This is a genomic window from Candidatus Saganbacteria bacterium, assembly GCA_016223245.1.
GTDB lineage: Bacteria > Margulisbacteria > WOR-1 > XYC2-FULL-46-14 > XYC2-FULL-37-10 > JACRPL01.
Genome location: JACRPL010000001.1, coordinates 1 through 20,299, shown reverse-complemented (window position 1 = coordinate 20,299; position 20,299 = coordinate 1). Strand labels below are relative to the sequence as shown.

General features: G+C 43.2%; 18 protein-coding genes and 1 pseudogene. 3 read left to right on the top strand and 16 right to left on the bottom strand.

Annotated elements, in window-relative coordinates; translation table 11 throughout:
- The 4 genes from HZC34_00095 to HZC34_00080 all read right to left on the bottom strand — a co-directional run.
- Positions 1 to 4,605, bottom strand: a 4,605-nt coding sequence (locus tag HZC34_00095; protein MBI5700236.1) for a hypothetical protein, incomplete at its 3' end; no start/stop codon positions are given.
- 22 nt (positions 4,606 to 4,627) lie between these two features.
- Complete coding sequence (locus HZC34_00090; protein MBI5700235.1) at positions 4,628 to 6,097, bottom strand: hypothetical protein; 1,470 nt, start codon at positions 6,095 to 6,097, stop codon at positions 4,628 to 4,630.
- A 199-nt stretch (positions 6,098 to 6,296) separates the two neighbouring features.
- Positions 6,297 to 6,629: a DUF86 domain-containing protein gene (locus HZC34_00085; GenBank protein ID MBI5700234.1), complete on the bottom strand. Its 333-nt coding sequence runs from the start codon at positions 6,627 to 6,629 to the stop codon at positions 6,297 to 6,299.
- Positions 6,613 to 6,906 carry a nucleotidyltransferase family protein gene (locus HZC34_00080; GenBank protein ID MBI5700233.1) on the bottom strand — a complete coding sequence of 98 codons (294 nt, stop codon included), beginning with the start codon at positions 6,904 to 6,906 and terminating at the stop codon, positions 6,613 to 6,615. Before HZC34_00080 ends, HZC34_00085 begins: the two co-directional genes overlap by 17 nt.
- A 394-nt stretch (positions 6,907 to 7,300) precedes the next feature.
- Between HZC34_00080 and HZC34_00075 the strand changes: the two genes are divergently transcribed.
- From HZC34_00075 to HZC34_00065, 3 genes and pseudogenes are all read left to right on the top strand, one after another.
- Complete coding sequence (locus HZC34_00075) at positions 7,301 to 7,618, top strand: hypothetical protein (GenBank protein ID MBI5700232.1); 318 nt, start codon at positions 7,301 to 7,303, stop codon at positions 7,616 to 7,618.
- Positions 7,566 to 7,835: pseudogene (locus HZC34_00070) on the top strand (DUF4160 domain-containing protein). Before HZC34_00075 ends, HZC34_00070 begins: the two are co-directional and overlap by 53 nt.
- A 2-nt stretch (positions 7,836 to 7,837) precedes the next feature.
- Positions 7,838 to 8,074, top strand: a complete 237-nt coding sequence (locus HZC34_00065) for a DUF2442 domain-containing protein (GenBank protein MBI5700231.1) — start codon at positions 7,838 to 7,840, stop codon at positions 8,072 to 8,074.
- Positions 8,075 to 8,186: 112 nt separating this feature from the next.
- Here the strand turns inward: HZC34_00065 and HZC34_00060 are convergent, their stop codons facing one another.
- From HZC34_00060 to HZC34_00005, 12 genes are all read right to left on the bottom strand, one after another.
- Complete coding sequence (locus HZC34_00060) at positions 8,187 to 8,408, bottom strand: DUF2283 domain-containing protein (protein ID MBI5700230.1); 222 nt, start codon at positions 8,406 to 8,408, stop codon at positions 8,187 to 8,189.
- The gene (locus HZC34_00055) at positions 8,396 to 8,716 is read right to left on the bottom strand and encodes a hypothetical protein (protein ID MBI5700229.1); all 321 of its coding nucleotides are present in this window, start codon (positions 8,714 to 8,716) and stop codon (positions 8,396 to 8,398) included. The genes HZC34_00060 and HZC34_00055 overlap by 13 nt, the downstream gene beginning before the upstream one ends.
- A gap of 117 nt (positions 8,717 to 8,833) precedes the next feature.
- Positions 8,834 to 9,199: a hypothetical protein gene (locus tag HZC34_00050; GenBank protein MBI5700228.1), complete on the bottom strand. Its 366-nt coding sequence runs from the start codon at positions 9,197 to 9,199 to the stop codon at positions 8,834 to 8,836.
- Positions 9,200 to 9,383: 184 nt separating this feature from the next.
- Positions 9,384 to 9,689, bottom strand: coding sequence for a nucleotidyltransferase domain-containing protein (locus tag HZC34_00045; GenBank protein MBI5700227.1), 306 nt, complete (start codon positions 9,687 to 9,689; stop codon positions 9,384 to 9,386).
- The gene (locus HZC34_00040; protein MBI5700226.1) at positions 9,682 to 10,104 is read right to left on the bottom strand and encodes a nucleotidyltransferase substrate binding protein; all 423 of its coding nucleotides are present in this window, start codon (positions 10,102 to 10,104) and stop codon (positions 9,682 to 9,684) included. Before HZC34_00040 ends, HZC34_00045 begins: the two co-directional genes overlap by 8 nt.
- A 146-nt stretch (positions 10,105 to 10,250) precedes the next feature.
- On the bottom strand, positions 10,251 to 10,409 hold the full coding sequence (locus tag HZC34_00035; GenBank protein ID MBI5700225.1) for a hypothetical protein: 159 nt from the start codon (positions 10,407 to 10,409) through the stop codon (positions 10,251 to 10,253).
- Positions 10,406 to 10,657 (bottom strand): nucleotidyltransferase family protein, encoded by a 252-nt coding sequence (locus HZC34_00030; protein MBI5700224.1) that lies wholly within the window; start codon positions 10,655 to 10,657, stop codon positions 10,406 to 10,408. Before HZC34_00030 ends, HZC34_00035 begins: the two co-directional genes overlap by 4 nt.
- 185 nt (positions 10,658 to 10,842) lie before the next feature.
- Positions 10,843 to 11,520: a hypothetical protein gene (locus HZC34_00025; GenBank protein ID MBI5700223.1), complete on the bottom strand. Its 678-nt coding sequence runs from the start codon at positions 11,518 to 11,520 to the stop codon at positions 10,843 to 10,845.
- Positions 11,521 to 11,629: 109 nt separating this feature from the next.
- Positions 11,630 to 12,349, bottom strand: coding sequence for a carbohydrate ABC transporter permease (locus HZC34_00020; GenBank protein ID MBI5700222.1), 720 nt, complete (start codon positions 12,347 to 12,349; stop codon positions 11,630 to 11,632).
- 1,076 nt (positions 12,350 to 13,425) lie between these two features.
- Positions 13,426 to 14,373 (bottom strand): sugar ABC transporter permease, encoded by a 948-nt coding sequence (locus HZC34_00015; GenBank protein MBI5700221.1) that lies wholly within the window; start codon positions 14,371 to 14,373, stop codon positions 13,426 to 13,428.
- Positions 14,374 to 14,397: 24 nt separating this feature from the next.
- Positions 14,398 to 17,493 (bottom strand): hypothetical protein, encoded by a 3,096-nt coding sequence (locus HZC34_00010; GenBank protein ID MBI5700220.1) that lies wholly within the window; start codon positions 17,491 to 17,493, stop codon positions 14,398 to 14,400.
- On the bottom strand, positions 17,474 to 19,918 hold the full coding sequence (locus HZC34_00005; protein ID MBI5700219.1) for a glycosyl transferase: 2,445 nt from the start codon (positions 19,916 to 19,918) through the stop codon (positions 17,474 to 17,476). Before HZC34_00005 ends, HZC34_00010 begins: the two co-directional genes overlap by 20 nt.
- Positions 19,919 to 20,299: the final 381 nt, after the last annotated feature.

The following is a 20,299-nucleotide window of genomic DNA, read 5'->3' as shown; positions in this document are numbered from 1 at the left end:
ATTGGGATCATCAGTATCCGAACTCCAGACACCCTTCGAAATGTCGCTTGGGTCAAACGGGCTCCAATATACAGACTCATACTTTTGCGTAGCAGGATTGAATCGCGCAATATAATCACAGACTGTCGGAGGCGTCGTAAGCCCTGCTCCGGTAGTTATATCAGGAATACTATTGATCTCTTTTATTATATCGGCTAATGATACATAAGGATTGCTGTAAGGGACAGATACCCAATGCTTGTTCCCCATTCCTGCCGGATTAAGCTTGATATCTATTTTCCCTGGTTCGCCCACAACAGGCGCCGTATATCCGCCGGCCGCAACAAGGTCCACAAATACTCCGTTTTGCACGGTCGTATTCGCTCCCGTGAAAACCACTTGATAATCCGTTATAAGATAAGTTGATTTTACCTTGTCAAATGTTATCCCGCCAGCAATTGGATTAGCTTGTGAATCAATTTCAACTAAATCCGAAAATGGAATAGTAGATTTGCTCCATTTCGTAGGATCGCTTAAAGAAAATGAATACTTTGGATTTTTTGCCGCGTCGGCTCCAAAGTTTTTTGTGTCGCCTTTATCATTTTTTGTTGCAATCTGCACCTTAATTTTTCCGACAGAACCATCCCCTTTTACCATAAATGCAATGCTCGAAAAAGATGAAACGTCTTGTTTTGCCATTAAGTTTCCATTATATCCACGATAAAGCTTTTCATCGTTGTAAGCAATATTTGCCGATTGGTCTCCTTCATATATGTTTGCTTTATCTGTTTTATAAAAGAATGGCACAGCTATATTCCCGGCATTGGGATCAGGAGGAGTCCCCTTGTCAAATGATACATATTCTTTAATTTCAGTTCCCTCAAAGCCATCTATTACCTGTGAGGTTTCATTCCCCGGTATTGTAGAATCAAGCACCGTAAATCCTTTTGATACGGTTGTAGGAGTGCCATTTGAAACCACAACATCATATTTGCCAGCTGTTTTGCCAGTTATCGGCAAATTAACATAAAGAGTTGTTGCGGTAGATTTTACGGCATCGACTTTCCCTGTGATATCCGATGATTTCCCAGGAAAATTTAAAGTAACCGTTGCACCGCTTAATTTTGATCCATTTATCACAACATCGATATCTTTCGAATTCGGTGCGGCGTTCGGGATGATCGTTGTTACTGTCGGCGCCCCTACAGCTAAATATGTGAAATCCTTGCTATTGCTGTCTAATCCGGTTCCTTTGGAAACGTATACGTTAACGGTTACCCCAGGAGTTCCCAAAGGTGAAGAAAGAGTAATTTTGTCAGATCCGTTATTTCCCGGCTGATCAGCTACTCTTGTTGTAACTGTTGCTGTTAAAGGGATAACCCCGAAATTTACGGTTATTGGTGTTTTTTCTGGGCCCAAGGCTACGCCTGATACTTCAACATTTGTACCAAATGCTCCTGAGTTAGGAGAAACGCTAAATATCTTAGGTTTAATTGTAAACGCATTCGTCAATTTTGCGCCAGAACCCGTTGTAAGTTCAATTGTCGCAGGCCCTGATTCAACATATGCGCCTGAAACAGAGCGTGGTATACCAAATTCAATCGTCTTATCACCCCAATATATATTTGGCGTGCCATCAGTATTTGTAGCAGGCACAATAACGCCGCCGATCTTTATAGATCCTGTTCCTTGCGTTGCGCCAAAGCTCTCACCGGTAAGTTTTACATAGCTATAAACATATCCCCAATTTTGAGTTGTATAAGGCATGCTTAAGGCATCATCTTTAACTTGGACTTGGGCTATTGCCGCCGCTGGCGCAGAGGTAAGCGTAAATATAACATCGCTGTTGCTTGAAAATCCGTTGACATTTGCTGTAACCTGCTTTGGTTCAGGCCTGGATGATTTAGGCTGAAAAGATACTGTAATAATATCGTTGCCGTCAGTGCCATCGGGATCGTTGCCCTGCTCGCGGTTAAAGCTCCCTTCGCCTGCATCATCTGTGCCGTATAATGTCCCGCTGAAAACAACTGAAACGGAGCCTGAAACTTTTTTAAGCGCCGTCCCTTTTACCTTGACAAGCGCCCCTTTAGGGCCTGAAGTTGGATCAACAGAATAAACCCTAGGCTTAATATTAAGCGTTACGGGATTTGATTGCTTGCCGTTTGCGGTCACAACAATGCTGTTTGGGCCCGATTCGATGAACCTGTCCGTCCCAATCCTTCTTGGTATGCCGAAATCAATTTCGGTATCGGTCCACCCGTAAACTTGAAGCCCATTATCGCCCTTGTCGTCCCTTATTTTATAAGTTGCAATTGCTACATTGAATAGGTCGCTGGCTCTTTCCCCGTCATTAAGCGCAGGGCTTGTACCTAAAAATCCTGTACCTGCGATCTTCACATGGTCATAAACAACAGCTTCGGTCGTTATCTCCCATTTGCTTCCGGATTCACTTGTATCAGTATCGACATATAGCCTGTTGATCACAGGCGTAGGCTGGTTTGTCCCCGGTGGAACTACTTTAAACAATGTTGGCGTATCCCATTTGCCCGTATAATGTACAGTCGAAAGCCCAAGCTGTGTAACCATAAGTATATAGTCTGTTTCTTTCAATCCTTGAGGAACAGTAAGCGTCAAAGTATCATCAGTGTCCCCTCCGGAAACAAACCCAACATCTTTCGCATTGACAATGGGGTTGCTCCAATCTGCAAAACCTACTTCAGGAGTCGCATAATATGCAGTCGTAAACGCGCCTTTTATTACAACTTTCCCTTCAGCCGGCCCAGAAACCGGCGTAATCGTATTGATCGACGGCAAAATATTTACTTTTACTGAAGTGGAATCCACAGAGATTGCCCTTACGGTCAAATCCCAATCCTTTAATATCCAAAGGTCCATTTTGCCCGCATCCCTTTTTGGCACGCCAAAAGAAATCCCCGTATTGCTCCATGAATATATTTTGTCCTTAGGAATGATCAAGTCGGTATTCTTCTGCAATTTAAGCCTGATCTGGAATGCTTTATCGTCAAAGTTTTCCAGATCGACATTGCCAAACCCGCTGCCTTTGATCTTGTATGTTTCGTAAATATTCAGGTCATAATTGTCGTTGGAAGAATTTTTAACCGGGAATTCAACGGTATTGTTATTAGCCTCCTTTTTTGTCCCGACTATCTCGGAAATTATCGGACCGGCTTTCTTGAACGGCACCGAATAGGCATAAGGCCCCCAATTTGTCCCGTTATTCATCCTAGCGCTTATTACATAAAATTTATTCGACTGCAGCTCTGCAGGCAGGACTTTTTGAGTATTGGAAGTATAAACTTCAATTTGCGTCCAAACGGACTCATCAGTTGCCTTATAATTCACGTTAAAATATGGGCCGCTGCCAGACCAAACAATCGGGCCCGCGAAACTTAAAGCATTGCTTGAATTTGGCTCTTTAATCGTCGGCGCTCCCGGGATCGGGGTATCTAAATTTCCCGTTTGAGAATTTGTAAACCCTGTCCATTTTGAATATCCCTTATGGCCGTCTTCAGATGATGTAAACCAAACCCTTGACCCATCTGCAACAGCGCATGCGCCATCGATCGATGGCGGGATATTTGGCTGTATAATGCCGTCAATGCCGGATATGTTTGTCGCGCTGTACAAGTTGAGCTTCCAATCAGTTCGCGGGGCCCAATCCGTCCCGACTTTTTGAAGCGTAGATATCTTATATGCATGGACTTTATTCTTATTTGCCGCTGTTTCGCCTTCATCGGTCGATGTCCTATATTGCGTCAAATATAAATATTGGCCATTAGATGAGATCGCCATAGTTTCGCCAAATTGGTTTAGCGGATCGGATTCGTTCGATGGTATTAATGAAAGCGAACTATACACGCTGAAGTTGCCTGCATCATAAATTAAAAGATCGACATAAGGCTCCGCATATTGCGAAACCCGGGCAAAGATCCTGTCGTTTTGCGCGGAAAATGCCACAAAGCTTGGATACACAAGCGATGATAACTGGGCATTGATCGGCGATCCAGCTTTTGCAGTTAGAGACAATGTGCCATCTGCCTTATGTATAATGTTATATACATATATACTGCCCGGATTGGCCCTTTGCGTTACTGCAAGCATGCTGTTGTCGGAGCTAACAGCGATACCGTAAAGTCCCGAAACCCCAACATTAACAGATGCCGATGCTATGTAAGCATGTGTTGATGTGCTGAATACTTTTATGCTGTTAGCCAAGCTATCAACTAAATAAATTTGAGCCCCATCTGGAGATACGGCAATTTGGCGCGGAGCCGATAACGCGGTCCCTGTAAAAGTCGCGGTTAATGCGCCAGTTGCCACGTTATATTCATTTAAATATGCATTTGTTGTTGTAGAAACATAAAGCTTTGATCCATCAGGGCTTAAAGCAAGTCCGCGAGGAGATCCGGAAAGATTAATTGTCGCTTGCAATACTGCAGGGTCTTTTGAAGCATCATAAATAAGAATTTGATTTGTGGCTTGATTCGGCACATAAAGATGCTTATCTGCTGAAACAACAGAACTTACCGGATCAGAAATTGCGGCTAAAGCCGGCACAACCAAAACTCCTATCAACAATAAAAATAAGACAATAAATCTCTTCATCTTTTTCCTCCGTTAATTATTTTCAGCAATTTTCTTCGGGAACATTTGCAATCTTTGCTTTAGCCTTTATGGCCGCGGCATAATAAAGTTCCTGCATTAATAATTGCCCTATCGCATCCGCACCTGCGAATTCAAGAACAAGCTTAAAATTGAAATCTCCATTTGAATAATATTTTCGGGGAATTACGATCGGGGCCTTTGGGTCGGCGGAAGCAAGCGGCTCCGCACCGGCAGGCGTTAGATATTCGTCCGCTTCAGCAGGCATCCTTAAGTCAACGATTTTAACCTTGAAAGATACCGGGATTTCTTTTGCCTTAACATCTTTAGCGATCGGCGCGACATCATAAGCGTAATCTTGTCTTCCTTTATAAAACAATTGCTCCGCAGTCAGGCCTTTATCATCCTTATTATTTGGATCTTTATAATCGAGTAAAACCTTAAAATCCTTCTCCGCAAGGCTAGGATCAGGCTTTGGGGTCCCATCGGCGTTCAAATCCCAATACATTCCGAATTTTGCGGGCTCTTCTTTGCTCCCGGGATATATCCTATAATATGAAAATGCTTCAATTAGATCGGCCCTGTTTTTAACAACAACTTCCGTTTCGGAATATGTGCCATCGGGATTGACTTTGAAAAATTTGAGATTTGAGGCGCATTTGTCAAAATCGTCGCTCGCGCAGTCCTTGGCTTTTAATTCAACAACCAATTGATTCCCAAGCTTAAAAACCGGCTTTTGTACCAAGTTCTTATCCTCATAAACAGCGATCGTCATGCGTTTAAATACGGCCGTAATTTGCCTTCCCTCGGGATCGTTGCCGGCTTCGCCTATCCCCTGCAGTATTTTACCGCCAACCGCGTATTTTAGGGCTTCCTGTTTATCCTGCGCGATATTTTCAGGAAGCCTGACTGTTTTTATCAATCCAATTGGGACCAACCCGCTTGTACCAGCAAATGGCGAGCAGTCTTTTGTAATATTTTTGCCGCATGCTCCAAAATCAATATCGCTTGGCTGTCTTTGCACAAAGTTGCCGTCTTTATCGATCCCTAAAAGGGTATTGCCTGAAGATAATGCTAATTGGAGTTCGCCGTCAAGCGCAAGCTCATCAAGCCTGCCTTGCATTGGGATCTCCGCGGTAAATCGTATTTTGCCGCCGGAAATGGACATGGTTGCTTTTTTCATGAGGTCTCTGACAATTGTGCCATTAGTTATTCCTACGCTTCTTACACAATCAACATTATCGCTCCCGCATCCAGCCAAATTAAATATCGGCGCGCCAATTCCTGCGGCAATCGCACTCCCAGCTCCAAAACGCAATACTTGCCCCAAAAAACCTCTGCGAGTTTCAACCGTGTCCATGCGCAACGGTTGAACCGCTGAACGCACTCCTAAAATTCTATTAAATGAAACCATAATTATTTTCCTCCCAAATTTGTCATTTGACATTTCATTCTCGTCTATGTTATTATCGTTAGTTATTTTTGGAAATTTCACTTTTGAAAAATTATTTTTAGAAAAATTAGGCACGCCTGGATATCTCGAGGATATTATTGCCATCGGAATATATCGATGGGAATTGGGGGGGATTTCAATTTATTGCAAATTATTTTTTTCTAAATAAACTCGAAAGGGATATCGTCTCTAATAATCGAATTTCCGGAGTTTTCGCGAATTTAGCGAATATTAAATAAATTTAAGCGAATATCTTTTTTAAGGCTTGTTTTAGTCCCGGTAGTTTATTTTGAAGAATGTCCCATAAGATGTCAAAATCAATTCCGAAGTAAGCATGGATCAAAATATCTCTTAATCCTGCAATCTTCTTCCACTCTACATCCTTATGTTTCTTTTTGATATCATTGGGTATATTTTTTGACGCCTCCCCCAATATTTCAAGATTCCTTATAACCGCATCGACAACCATCTCATTCGCCTTAAAATCCTTAAGGCTTAATCCTCTTATATAGCCGTCAATTTTCTTGATCGACGACAACATATCGTTGAGATAAGTATTATATTTCCTTGACATATTTAACTGTCCTTAAAATCGAGGTTCTTAGTTCCGGTCGTATTGCGCTATTGATCACCAGATCGACCTTAGTTTTAAATAATGATTCAAGTAGTAATTTGAGCCCCATATAATTGTCAAAGGTTTTGGCGTTAAATTCAACAAGGACATCGACATCACTATCTTTAGTTGCCTCATTTTTTATATAGGAACCGAACAGCCCTATTTTTTTCACCCCATATCCTTTTACGGCGGCTTTGTTTGATAATATTTTTAAAGTAAAGTCTTTTTCTGTCATAGTAGAGAGTATATCAAAATTTTACAAGTGTGTCGATAATAATCCATAATATTAGAGTAAATCCGGAAAATTCGAAGAATTCGCGACGCCTCTCCCATTCGTGTAAATTCGCGATTGATAATTAGTGATACCAAAAGAGCGCCCCGATCATCTCGAAGCGCCCTTTTATAATAAATTATTGTGAGACCAGTTAGCAACTCGAAAACCAGCGACTAAATCCCGATGTGGGAATCGGGACAAGCGTCGCGGTTTCCTCGTAGATTTTAGGAACCGCGAGCCGTGCCTGCCGGCAGGCAGGGTTCACTCGCAGGTTCCTAACTAGTCTCATTAAACCCCATGACCCCAACCCTAGGCGGGGCAAGGTATTTTCATTTCCTCTTCGCTGATCGGAAGAGTGCACAGTTCGATCGAGCAATTTGAGGCGGACACCTCTATTTTAGGTGGATTGACCGCGCTAGAAATTCCGTTAGCCAACCCGCCAAGAGCAGGCAGGACAACAAAGAAAGTTGTAGCCAACTTTCTCCTTGATGTGCAAGGTAACGATGCCCTTTCCTTTTTTAATTCGGGTCAAGCTCATCAAAAGCTTTCTTGTGTTAGCGTAAATCGCGAAGTAGACAACCGCCTTTTACTCTTGTATAATTACATCAGAGGAATAAATGATGCCAACCATTTCAATGTTCTACGGAATAATAATCAGGCTTTTTTATTTTGACAGCAAGAAGCACCATGAGCCCCATATTCACGCGGAGTATCAGGAACAAAGCGCCGTTATTGGCATATCCAGCGGGCAAGTGTTCGAAGGTGAACTTCCCCAAAATAAGCTATGATTGATATTAGCATGGATAGAAATACACAAAGAAGAACTTCTTGCCGATTGGAAGCTGGCCCTTGAAGGACAACCAGTTTTTAAGATTGAGGGGCTGAAATAAAAATGATAAAGATCAACGATCTTTTTATTTTAGATGATTACAAACTATCAATTGCTTTTGAAAATGGCGAAAGGAAAACGTTCAATTTAATTCCTTATTTGGAAAAAGGCGTATTTCAGGAATTAAAAAACAAAAATTATTTTAAGCAAGTAAAAAATAAGGGCTACTTTATCAGCTGGCCAAACGAACAAGATTTAAGTTCCGACACTTTATATCTCGAGGGCAACAAGGAATCATAGGTTTTAGAATTTTAGCAGAAACCCGCTTGCGGGAAAAAATTTCTTTGCCCTGCGAACCCATGCGCCAGCACGCAAAGGAAAAAAGCGAGATAAAGGGTTCTGAATAGAAAAGCTAAATAGCCTGCAAAGATATTTTTAACGGTAAAATCACTTCATTTTTACTTTTCTTCATCCTTTTTTTAAAGTTCAATACGGCAAATCCGATTATTTTGCCCTTTTCCGTTACTCTTTCCCAAATATCATTTCCAACGTCTTTGAAATGGCCTTTTTTTCTTTCAAAACCGATCTCTAAAAAATCTCCGTCTTCATCATACCATACCTTCATCTTTGCCATATTGTTCGTCCCTCCTTAATTTTATCGGTATAATAAGCCGTTATCACGAATCCATTGCCATTTAAGATCTTAATAATAACGGCCATAAATTTGCGCTTGACCGGCGTTTTTTGATAGAACTTATAATAAACCCATACTTTCTTGTCATGCTTGCTTTCTTTTATTGCTTCAGGGAACAAAATCGTTTCTTTGATATCTGATTCAGAATATCTTAATTCGGGATGCTCAAGAATATGTGCGAAGCGTTCTCCGGTTAGTCGAATTTTCCGCTTGAACTGATCGATTGCTTCAAAATTTACCTTATGCACGATTTTATTATAATCTCATTTTCGCCGCTGCGCAAGAAAAAAATAGCTGCCCTGAAAATTCGTGATAAAAAGGAGTTCGCCGACCTTCTCGAAGCACATCGGGACACTTTTTAAAAACTATTTTCTGCCAACAACTATTGCGGACTTGAAGACAAATCCTGAAATTCCAACATCCCAGAACCCGGGATGCGCATTTACAAGCGAAATTACGGCAATTGCGGCATCTTTTGAAATTGGTCTTGCGCCTACAAATTTCAATCCGCTCTCTTTAGGGAGATCGATCATTGGCGGATGTTTCTGAAAATCAACATTCTCGCCGGTAATTTTTAATTCAAGGAATTCTTTTCCCCGGATCTTCGGAAGAGTGCACAGTTCGATCGAGCAATTTGAGGCGGATACCTCTATTTTAGGCGGATTGACCGCACTAGAAATTCCGTTAGCCAATCCTCCAAGAGCAGGAAAAACGACAAGAAAGGTTGTCACCAATTTTCTTCTCGGAGTGCTCCAAAGAATCCGATGGATGTTTGGAAATCTTGTTTCTATGGCCATCGGATATACATCGATGGGAATTGAGGGGGATTTCAATTTGCTGCGGATTATTTTTTTTCTCGAATAAACTTTTTCTATTCGCGCCGCTTTGCCATTCGCGTTGATTTGAAGCGGAAGATTATTTTTCGGCCGATTGGATCACAATATTTTTCTTTTGGATGATTTTTTTAAATTCACCCGAGATCCTATGCCAATCTAGAAGATCTATTCTAAATGGGATATTTGATTCCTCAAATGCTTCTTTGAGGTTAACAAGCAGTTTGCGTTCGACTTTCTTCTCCCCCACCAGTACCAGGTCAAAGTCGGAATATTTTTTTATATTATCGGTAATTCGCGACCCGAAAGCAAGCACTTCTTGCCCGGGAAGATACTTGTGAAGTATTTCTTTGACCAGCGCCAAATGATTTTCGGAAATATCAATCATTTTGCTTTATTATGTTCGACAAGAACTCTTCGGCATCTTTGAGGAATTTTACGGCGGACTCGAAAACTTCTTTAGCGGTCGTTTTGTCATAGGTGTGGGCTGTTTCGTTCCTCATATCATGGTATTCCATCCATTTGTCGACATCGCTTAATAAATGGTATTCGGCGGCCAGCCTGAACAATTCCCTGCGATTAACGCCGTCAATATTGGCGCTCCCTAAATTGTTGCCAAGCCAGCGCTTCATGAATTTCCAACAAAGCTCGTATGTAAGCTCAAAGTTTTGAATGACCCCGGCTCTTATCGTATCTTTGACATCATTGCTCATCTTCCCCATTTGTTCGTCGGAACACGCGATACTTAAAGATATTTTTAATGAATTAACGGCTTTTTCCAAGCTTGACAGATCCAGCGCCATAAAGTTCTCCTTGTTTGACAAATTATAGCATAATATTCGAGCAATTTGAGAAATCCAGAAAAATTCGATTTGGGATGTATAGGTACATCGTATACAGCCTGCCTGCCGGTCGGGCAAGGGATTTGATGGCAGAGGACGGGGATATATTATAATGATCTTTTTTTGTGCAAACCTTTTTTAAAGCTCGAGGCTTTCAGCTGCTTAGATTTAATAAATTCCCGATGGGACTTGCCTTTTGCATAGTTTTCTATTAAGTCAATCGATTCCAATATATGCCCGATAAACACTGCCGAATCTTTTTTCATATGATCGGCACCTGTTCTTTTAATATCCTATCCCTTATTTTGGGATCGATCGATGCATAAGTCACCACGTCAACTTTCTTGTTTAACAAGTTTTCCAGCTCAATTTTAAGTCGGGACAGGTCAAGTAGACTCTTAACGCCTGAGAATTTCATTAAAAGATCCAAATCACTATTTTTCTTTTCTTCTCCCCTTGCAAATGACCTGAATATTGCAGCTTTAACAACATCGTGTCTTTTTAAAATAGGCATGATTTTGATTTTAATCCTTTTTTTCTCAGATTGTGTCACGTTTATATGCCTCTTAAATTATTATAAGCTTTTGTCTAAAAAATACAACCAGCGGCTTTACTAGGAAATTTTTGCTCCATTCGAGATTTAAAAAGAGCGCCCCGATCATCTCGAAGCGCCCTTTTATAAAAAACCAAGAAGCCTTATTACTTGCTGACGCCCAACTGGATATTGTCTACATTATAATCAATAACTCCCGTTTGCGTTGTTGCAAGAGTGATCAGCTGGACTTTGACCAATCCGCCGGACCCGTTCTTTAGGTTCGGATCCCATGTCTTGTTTCCGCCGCCTAGGATCTTGAATTGTGAAAGCGGGATAGAAACATGCTTCCACCCTTTCCAATCGACTTTAAGCTCGGAAGAGTACAAGTCGTCGTATAACGGCGTATAGTTTTTATCCACTTCAACATCGGAATTGCCGTTGTCATCGTCGTAAAGCTCAATCTTTAAAGTGCCGGAATTTTCCCCATTGCCGTAAACATCAAGGTCAAAACTATCGTAGCCTGACGCATCAATATTGAGCATAACGCCTAAGCCGCCGACATACCAATCCTTGGCCGTACCCTTTAAATTCAAGGAATAAGCGCCCGCGTTGGCTGCAACCACCGCATCCCCATCTTTAAAATTATCGTTTCGCACGACTGTCGGGATGATGTTGTCAAAAGTGAACCATTCCGGATCTTTGTTGAAATTACCGTCCTCAAAGTTATCTGCCGTATATGGGTAGGCCGCTTTCTTCGCGATCGATGGAGCCTTTCCGCCCATACCATAACTTATAATCGACATACCAATTAATAAGATCAACACTGTTAGGATCTTTTTCATATTTTCACCACCTTTCAGATCATTATCTGAACTTAATCTATAAAATTTCACTTTAATAAAAATATCTTTTATTCCCCTCTCTTTCTAAGAGAGGGGTTAGGGGTGAGTTCTATCCCTTCACAGCCCCCGCAGTCAATCCCTTTACGATATGCTTCTGCAATAAAAAGAACAATATCATGACAGGGACAGTCGCAACAACAGCCGCGGCCATAATTAGATCGAAACGGTTCTGGTAGTTGCCGACAAAATTACGGATGCCGACAGGTACCGTCATGGTGTCCCCCGAAGTCAAAACCCACGCGAAAATTAGCTCGTCCCAGGCGGTCAAAAACACATAAATGCCTGTAGCAATGATCCCAGGCACTGCGAGAGGAAGAACTACGTGCCAAAATACTTGCCACGGCGAGCATCCGTCAATGCGGGCGGCTTCTTCAAGCTCAACTGGGATCGCGGCAAAAAATCCGCGAAGGATCCAAATTGAGAACGGTATAAAGAAAGCTGAATAAACAAAAATAAGACCCCAATATGTCCCTTTTATCGGAATGCCGGTAATTTCCGAGAATTTAACGAAATTGGAATAGATAGGAATTAAGAACATGATCCCCGGGACCATTTGGGTCGCAAGGATCGCCATCGATAACATCTTGGAACCTGGAAAATCAAAACGCGACAAGGCATATGCCGCCATAGTCGCGAAAAGCATCGAAAATAGCATTGCGATCCCGCATATAAAGAAAGAATTCCTAAGATATAGGCCGAAATCGACGTTCTTCCACATATCGATATAATTGACCCATGAAATGACCAGATGCCCTTGCCTTGCTGACATGGAAGAAACTACTTTTTTTGAATTCAAGTCGAAGTTCGATACCCTGCCGAACGTCGAACCTATATATACATTATTATTGCGGAACGCGAAAGTTAACACTTCAGCAGGAGTCAAGCTTGAATCGCGGATAACAGTCCCGTCCCGCCTTACCTGCTTGAAAAGCATCTCTGGATTCAAGCTCTCGCCTGTCTTGAAATCGAGGGAATAAAATCCCCTATTATTCCCGATAAAAATCTTAGATCCGTTGACTCCCATGCCAAGAACCGCGGTCGGAAATATCTTTTGGGCGATCACGCCCGATTGCGGGTCCAAAATATAGGCGCCATTTATGCCCGACATTACGATCTTTGATTCGACGGCTTTCATCCTCTCAACCCCGAGCGGAAGCTTTGTTAAGACATCGATCTCCCTTTCGATCTTTAAGTCCGATAAATTCACCTGAAGGAGCCCCTTGTCAAGCCCGACATATAATTTTCCATTATACGGCAGAAGCGAACGAACTTGGGCCGGAGAATACCTGCTTTTAACATTTATCACGCGCGCTATCTTTTGGGCGTTCTGGTCGAATTCGACCATTTTTTCGAGGCCCTTATACTGCATTGCAAAATATATTTTACCGCCGGACGATGCAAGCGTTGTGCCTACGACCTTTGACTCGTCATATGGAGGCAGGTTCAATTTGAATTCTTTTTTTGATTTTAAGTTGTCTTTATCGTAGCGCAGAAGGCCGTGATTGGCCGAAGATACCCATATGTATTTTTTATCTGTAAGAAAATGGGTGTTGCTTGTTTGGGCTGTCGCGTGGTCTAATTCTTTTAATTTCGCGCGGTCAAGCTTGTTTATGCCTCCGTCGGATGTTAATATCCATAATTTATCCTTGTCAACATTGATGTCTATAGTATTATTGTGCGCGTGCGAAAGAGGGATCTTGCCGACTAAAATATCGGTATTTTCTTTAAGCGATGTGTAGATCATCCAGCCAATAGGGAACAATGTTACGATAAGCAGCGCAATCATCACAAAATGGATCATGTAATCGATAATTCTTTTTCTTACGTAATACGGAATATTTATCATTACCTGTTTTCAGCCTCTACTCTTCTGTAAAAATAGAACCAGACATTTACAATAATTATCATTGTAACCATCAAAAGCACCGATGCCGCGGCCCCTACGCCAAAATTCCACTGCATGAACGAGTTCCTGAAAATATTTGTCATGAGAAGGTCTCCCCACTCGCCCGGGAATCCCGCCCCGAACCCGAACATCATGATCACTATGTTAAAGCTGTATACATTGAATATAAGGCCGAAAAGGATAAGTATTGACCAAACCGGGGTCAGAAGCGGCCAAGTTATCATCCAAAATTTTTTCCAAGGAGATGCCCCGTCGATATCCGCCGCTTCATAAAGCTCTTCCGGGATGCTTTGGAGCCCCGCTAAAAGCAGAAGCATCGAAAACGGCCAGTAGCGCCAAATAGTAGGGATTATTATCGCCCAGATCGTATTCGGGCCTATAAGCCAAAAAGGTTTTGTGGGAAGGATATGGAAAATATCCACAAGGAGAATATTTATGATGCCAACTCCTCTCTGCCACATGAAACCCCACAAGAGCCCCGTTACATAAGTAGGCACGACCCATGGGAAAAGGAACAATGTCCTAATAAGGCCTTTGCCTCGGAATTCGCGGTTGACCATAAGGGCTACAAGCGTCCCCATTACCAAAGTCCCAAAAGTGACGACTACCGTGTAGATCGCGGTATTGCGTGCGGCGTCGAATAATCCGATCCTAATCGGGCTTTTTACATTGATCAATACATCATAATAATTTTTGAACCAAATGAACGGCGCGCCAAGATATTGGTTCAGGGTGAATTGGTTAAGATTGAGAAATGACATCCAGATGCCTTGGAGTATAGGGGTCAAATGCAGGATGAGCATGCCAACAACGGTCGGAAGCACGAAAACATAAGCAAATCGGTATTTGTTGAACTTTCTTACTTTCTCTCGAATCCAAACGAGCATTTTAGCATTCTACCTCAATTCAATTTAGAAGACAATATCATAGAAAAATGCTTTATCTTCCGGCAAAATATCAAAACCATTCCCGGAAACATTTATCTTTTTTACAGTTTTGCCGTGTATGTCAAGCGCTGTTACGGCTTTCGGCTGCCTTTTGAAAGTAATTTTGGCTTTTACGCCTTCGACAATAATTGGCGGCGCGCCGACTGTTTCAAGCTGGGTGCGGCTTACATTGTACCGCTGGCCCTTATTTTCGATCCTTGCTCCTGCAGTAAGAAGGACTCTCGCCGAACTTGAAAGCGGAAGATAATCGAGGCTAGTAAGAGCAATTGAGGCGAACTTGTTGTCCGATTTTATTTCAACATCCTTAAGGCTGGCTATCCCCCCGGAAATAAAACCAACAACAGCTTGGGTTTTTTGCGTATCGATCGTGAATATGCCTTTCCCATAATTCCATTTGAGCTCGCTCGTGTCCGACGAAATTTCTTTACTTTGCGGGAATGAATATTTAGCTTCCAGTTCCCCTGGAGCTCCGGCGGAAGACCCGTTAAAATTCACCTCCGTCCTTGAAATCAACGGCAAGAAGGGTTTGCCGTAAAGCGGCATATCTTCATCGATTAGGCCGTACAAGTCCTTGTCTCCGATATTTGCTTCTATAGTATTTACCGCGACTGAAACGTCTTTCCTGTAAAAAAGCGCCGCGGCCGCGGGAAGCTGCGACATGACGCTCGGCCAAGCTGATACGTCGAAATTGTCTTCCATGGGAGCTGTCCAATTCGGATGGTTGAAAGAAAATTGCAAGACAGCGTCCCAATCCTGGAGCGCCGCATATGCCGCCATGACAAGCGGCCCTTCAACCCTATACTCGTTCGGAAATGCGCAATTCCATTCGGATATTACAAAAGGCTTCCCCTTGACCTTATAGAAAGCGAAATTATTGGGAAGCGCGTCCGCAGGATTTAGGAGCATACTTTGGTCTTCAAATACGATCCTGGTCCCATATCCGAATTGCGGGTGGTCCCAATACCTGTGGCGATCGATATAATCAAGTTCGGAATTTGATTTGACATCCGCCGCAACATTGACCCAATGGTTCGACCCCGAGATCGGGACCCTGACGCCAATGCTCCTCAAATATTTTTCCATATCCTTGAAATAATCCGTTTGGACCTTTTCGTAAAACTTGAGCGTATCTGAAAGCCTCAATGGCTCGCGCCGCTCTCCCCCGCTCCTCTGGTATCGCAGAGGCGTGTCTGCGCGTTTGACGCCGCCAGTCTTTAGGTCTTCTTCAGGCTGGAGGTCCGACCTCCCGTATTCGTCGGTCCAAGCTTTTGCCAAACTATCGCGGTTCCCATATTTTGCAAGAAGCCAGGTATTGAATAATTGATCCAATTCGCCGACATAATGCTGCGAAAGCCCGAATTGCGTACCGATATAAAACAACATCGCTTCATTGATCAATTTTGCTGATATTATTGCAGGGTCGTCGACATATCTTAAGCCAGTATAGGGATTTTGATGGGTCAATAACTGGTTCGCGTATATTTTTTGGAGCTCTATGATCCTAGGGTTGAAAAAACCGGTTATCTTCGCGCCGCGCTCGACATTCTTGAAATCAACAACATTGTCTCCTTCCTTGAATTCGCGGTCGACGAGCAGATCCATGAAAACGTAAACGCCATTCTGTTTCAGCTTGAAGATCAAATAATCAAGCTTATCAAGCGAATCGGCGGACAAGTGCTGCGTATCATTGAAGTTAGGGTCAAAAATATTCGGATTCGACCAGAACGCATCCAAATGGTGCAGCCTGACCAAATTATACCCGTATTTTGATATTCGTTTTGCCATCGTCTCCGCATCTTTTTTTGAAGGGAAGGTCGACGGGGCGTAAATGTTCGTCCCCCAAAATCTCGCGCGAGTCCCGTCCTCAAAATAAAAATGCCCGTCTTTTACGGCCATGAAGCCGTGCTTCCCTGCCGGTTTTTCAATGAAAGGGCTTGCATCGATCGCGGAACTTTCAAATTTGTCCAGCCCCGGCTTGAACGGATACCAGCCTTTGGTATCGGTCACGGAATACCCGCCGGCTTTTACGATCTTTTCGGACGCATCGAACGCTTTAAGCTTGAGCCCGTCAAACCACGCCTCGCCTGAACATTCAAGAAGTCCGGCAAAAACATCCACACGTTTTGTCCCAGGCGGGACGTCGAATATTTTTTCCGATTTTCTCCAGTCAAACGTCCCGGAAAAAGCTTCAAGTATCGGGTATCCGCCGATCCTTTTGCCTTTTCCATCCTTGAATTCGATATTGACGCGGGCAAGCTGCCAAGGCTTGACTCCGGGGACAACATCTTTTGATCTTACATAACCTGAAATCAGGATCCTTTTGATCCTTGCGCCGTCGAGCGGCACGGATTGGGACGCGAAAGACCAAATAGGCAAATTATTTTTTATCCAAAGCGCCCCATTGCCTTCTTTGACGCTGTCAAAAATTATCCCCCAATCGTTCGACCCGCCGTAAGCCCATTTATCCCAAAGCTCAAAGCCGCCGTTCTCGATAAGGTTATAAGGGTCCGTGCTTTTCTGGTCTGCAAAAGGCTCAAGGGAGACATCATCGAAATAAACCGTCCCGGAACAATTAAACAACCCGATAATTACCTTGGCTTTTACCGTTCCTTTCGGGACAACAAAGTTTTTGCCTGCCCTCTTCCAGTCAAAAGTCCCGCTCCATTTGCCAAGCTCCGGCCACCCGCCAAGCTGCGCGCCTTTCGCGTCAAAAAACAACAGCTGGAGGTTCGCCTGGTTCCAATCCTCTTCTCCTAATATAACGTTCTCAATCTTTACCCGCGCCGAAAGCGACACCTTAGGCGTTTTTTTCCAATCAAGTTTTATCTCCTGCGCGCCAAGCGACATCCTTGGATTTAAATTTGAGATCTTTATCGCTTTCCCTTTGAAACCGGGGACAATGCTGCAGTTATAATATTCCGTTCCCCAGCTTTTTGGGATGCGGTTTGATATCCCGCCTTCAAAATTCCCGTTCTTTAATAGATTTGCCGCAAGAACAATTTGAGAAATTGCTATTAATATAATGAAAGAGAAAAGAAATCTACGCGAGAATAACTTCAACCTTATGCTCCTTCCCGTCTTTGTGGAATGGTACCGTTTGGCCTTTGAGTATCTCGTTATCTACTTTCAATAATTTTACGCCTTTTGAAAGTCCGAACTTATTCTTAATTGTTATGTCGTAAACCGCGCCGCGGAAACGGCATTTAACCTTCACTTCCGGCCATTTCTTAGGAAGGCAGGGGTCGATAAGCAACCCGTTGTAATCCGGCCTGATCCCTATTATCCAGCTCAACGCCGCATGGAAATTCCAGGCCGCGGACCCTGTGAGCCATGAATTTTTTCCCTCTCCAAAATCAGGATGGTCGGGCCCTGCGACCATCTGGCAGTAAACGTAGGGTTCTGTTTTGCGGACTTCGGCTAAATCGTTTTGCGCCGACGGAAGGATGGCCTTGTAATATTCGATAGCCCTATCCCCTCGCCCAAGCATGCACTCGGCGATAACAGCCCATGGGTTCGGATGGTAAAAAATTGACGCGTTTTCTTTGAGTCCCGCAGGATAGGTTGTGATCTCGCCAAGCTCTAGACGATATGACCTAAAGGGAGGATCGAGCAATTTTATCCCATATTTTGTCGCGAGATAATCATGGACGGAATTCATGCATTGTTTTCCGCGTTCAGGCCCTACGATCTGCGACATTACAGCCCAAGGCTGCGTTTCTAAAAATATTTTTGCGTCTTTGTCCTTCTTTGAGCCGAGCGGTTTGCCTCTGCCGTCAAAAGACCGCAGGAACCATTCGCCGTCCCAAGCGGAATCGTTGATCCTTGCCGACATTTGGGCGATAATATTTTCGTACGATTCCCTATCTTTTTTATTCTTCTTGTGCGCGGCTATCGGCATTATTTCGCGGCAGGCGAATACCAATAGTTCAGCAGTAAAAACTGTTGAGGCATCGACTTTTGTGCATTCCATGTTGATACAGTCGTTCCAATCGGCAAACCCGGCTTTTGGCAATCCATGGACGCCGGTATTTTTCCACGAGAACATGATTGCTTTCTTCAAATGTTCGTATAATGTGCCCTTTTGAATTTTAGATTTGAAATTTTTAATTTGTTTAGGATTTCGGATTTCGGTATTAAGTTTTGTGTAATCATGATGACCCATCTGTATCGGCATCATAATATCTTTGTTGGCGTATGGGACTATTTCATCGAGTATTTTCCAATCCCCTGTATTTTTTATATAATTTGCGGTCGAAAGGACAAGCCAAAGCGCATCGTCGGAGTATCCGTAAAGGGCTCCTTTTTTTGTGATCGGGGAATATTGATGGTAAGTATCGCCTTCTTCAAATTGGATAGATGCGAGTTCCAGTATCCGTTTCTTTACTTCTTTTGGGATCATGTGGACAAATCCTAAAGTATCCTGGTTAGAATCCCTAAATCCCATCCCCCGCCCGATACCTGCTTCATAGTAGCTCGCGTACCTTGACCAATTGAAAGTCTGCATACATTGGTATTGGTTCCAAGTATTGAGCATCGTATTCACATCTTCGTCGGGAGTTTGAACTTGGATCTTTGAGAGGTTTTCTTCCCAATATTCTTTTAATTTTTTAAGCTCGGCTTCAACGGCTTTAGGCTTAGTAAATTTTTGGATTTTGGATTTTGCGATTTGGATCTTCGGCGAAACACCCAGCACGAACATAATCACTTTTTTTTGTTTAGGTTTTAACTTTATTTTGATGCAGTGCGCGCCGATAGGCGACCATCCGATAGCCGTTGAATTTGTGCACTTACCGTCAATTACGGCTTTTGGTTTTTCGAGCGAATTATAACCGAAATCCCCGAGAAAATTCTTTCTCTGGCAATCAAAGCTGTCTATTTTTTCCGATGTCCCAAAATATGCAAGGACATCGACCCAATTCCCATGCATAGTATCGTGAATTATTGTCGATCCTTCGCAGTGCGCAGTGCCTATTGACCATGTCCTTTGGAAATTTGTGGAATCACCTACTGCATCCCATAAACAGAATTCAACAAAAGAAAATAAAGATAGATCAAGAGGCTTCGTGCTGGTATTTTCGATCTCTAATTTCCATATTTCGAGGTCTTCATCAATCGGGACAAAATAAATTACTCTAGTTTTTATACCTTTATATAGTGCGGCGATCTTTGTGTAGCCTAAACCGTGCCTGCATTCGTATTTGTCCAATTTTTTGCGGACAGGCTGCCAAGTCGGGGAATAATAGTCTCCGGTTTTATCGTCCTTTATGTAAAGGTATCGGCCGCCCTGGTCGAAAGGAACATTGTCATAGCGATAACGGAGGATTCTGCGTTCGCGGGGATCTTTGTAAAAAGAATAACCGCCGGCGGTATTGGAAATTAGAGCGCAATAATTCTTTGTCCCGAGATAATTTATCCAGGGCAGCGGCGTCCGCGGATCGGTGATCACATATTCGCGTTTCGCGTCGTCAAAAAAACCGAATTTCATGGTTGATGTTCCCTGATTATCCCGGTCAACGCCGTGAATCCCCGGCAATCGTGATTTTCCTGATGTCGCCGCAGATTTTTCCCATAAACCGGTCGTCCGCCGGAACTTCCCGGACAACCTTGCCCACGACCGCCGCGGGCTGCTGTTCTTCCATTATAGCTCAATTTTTTGTGCCGGGACATCACGGCTCCCGGATCAGTTCCCGGGCAGTTGAACCGCATCCATCCAGAACCGGCATATCTGCCCGACCATCTCGCAGAATTTGTTCAGTTCCACCGGCTTTCGGATGAAACAACTGGCCAGCATGTCATATGCCTTGCAAATATCGCCGGCGTCGCTGGACTTTGTAAGGATAAACACTGGAATACTGCGAAAATCTTT

What these genes read in the sequence shown, in the direction of transcription:
- HZC34_00060 (MBI5700230.1), bottom strand. Translation starts at nt 8,408, where the DNA reads ATGGCAAAGATGAAGGTATGGTATGATGAAGACGGAGATTTTTTAGAG.
- HZC34_00020 (MBI5700222.1), bottom strand. Translation starts at nt 12,349, where the DNA reads ATGTCAGCAAGGCAAGGGCATCTGGTCATTTCATGGGTCAATTATATC.
- HZC34_00025 (MBI5700223.1), bottom strand. Translation starts at nt 11,520, where the DNA reads ATGAAAAAGATCCTAACAGTGTTGATCTTATTAATTGGTATGTCGATT.
- HZC34_00085 (MBI5700234.1), bottom strand. Translation starts at nt 6,629, where the DNA reads ATGTCAAGGAAATATAATACTTATCTCAACGATATGTTGTCGTCGATC.
- HZC34_00065 (MBI5700231.1), top strand. Translation starts at nt 7,838, where the DNA reads ATGATAAAGATCAACGATCTTTTTATTTTAGATGATTACAAACTATCA.
- HZC34_00030 (MBI5700224.1), bottom strand. Translation starts at nt 10,657, where the DNA reads ATGCCTATTTTAAAAAGACACGATGTTGTTAAAGCTGCAATATTCAGG.
- HZC34_00080 (MBI5700233.1), bottom strand. Translation starts at nt 6,906, where the DNA reads ATGACAGAAAAAGACTTTACTTTAAAAATATTATCAAACAAAGCCGCC.
- HZC34_00035 (MBI5700225.1), bottom strand. Translation starts at nt 10,409, where the DNA reads ATGAAAAAAGATTCGGCAGTGTTTATCGGGCATATATTGGAATCGATT.
- HZC34_00045 (MBI5700227.1), bottom strand. Translation starts at nt 9,689, where the DNA reads ATGATTGATATTTCCGAAAATCATTTGGCGCTGGTCAAAGAAATACTT.
- HZC34_00040 (MBI5700226.1), bottom strand. Translation starts at nt 10,104, where the DNA reads ATGGCGCTGGATCTGTCAAGCTTGGAAAAAGCCGTTAATTCATTAAAA.
- HZC34_00015 (MBI5700221.1), bottom strand. Translation starts at nt 14,373, where the DNA reads ATGCTCGTTTGGATTCGAGAGAAAGTAAGAAAGTTCAACAAATACCGA.
- HZC34_00005 (MBI5700219.1), bottom strand. Translation starts at nt 19,918, where the DNA reads ATGAAATTCGGTTTTTTTGACGACGCGAAACGCGAATATGTGATCACC.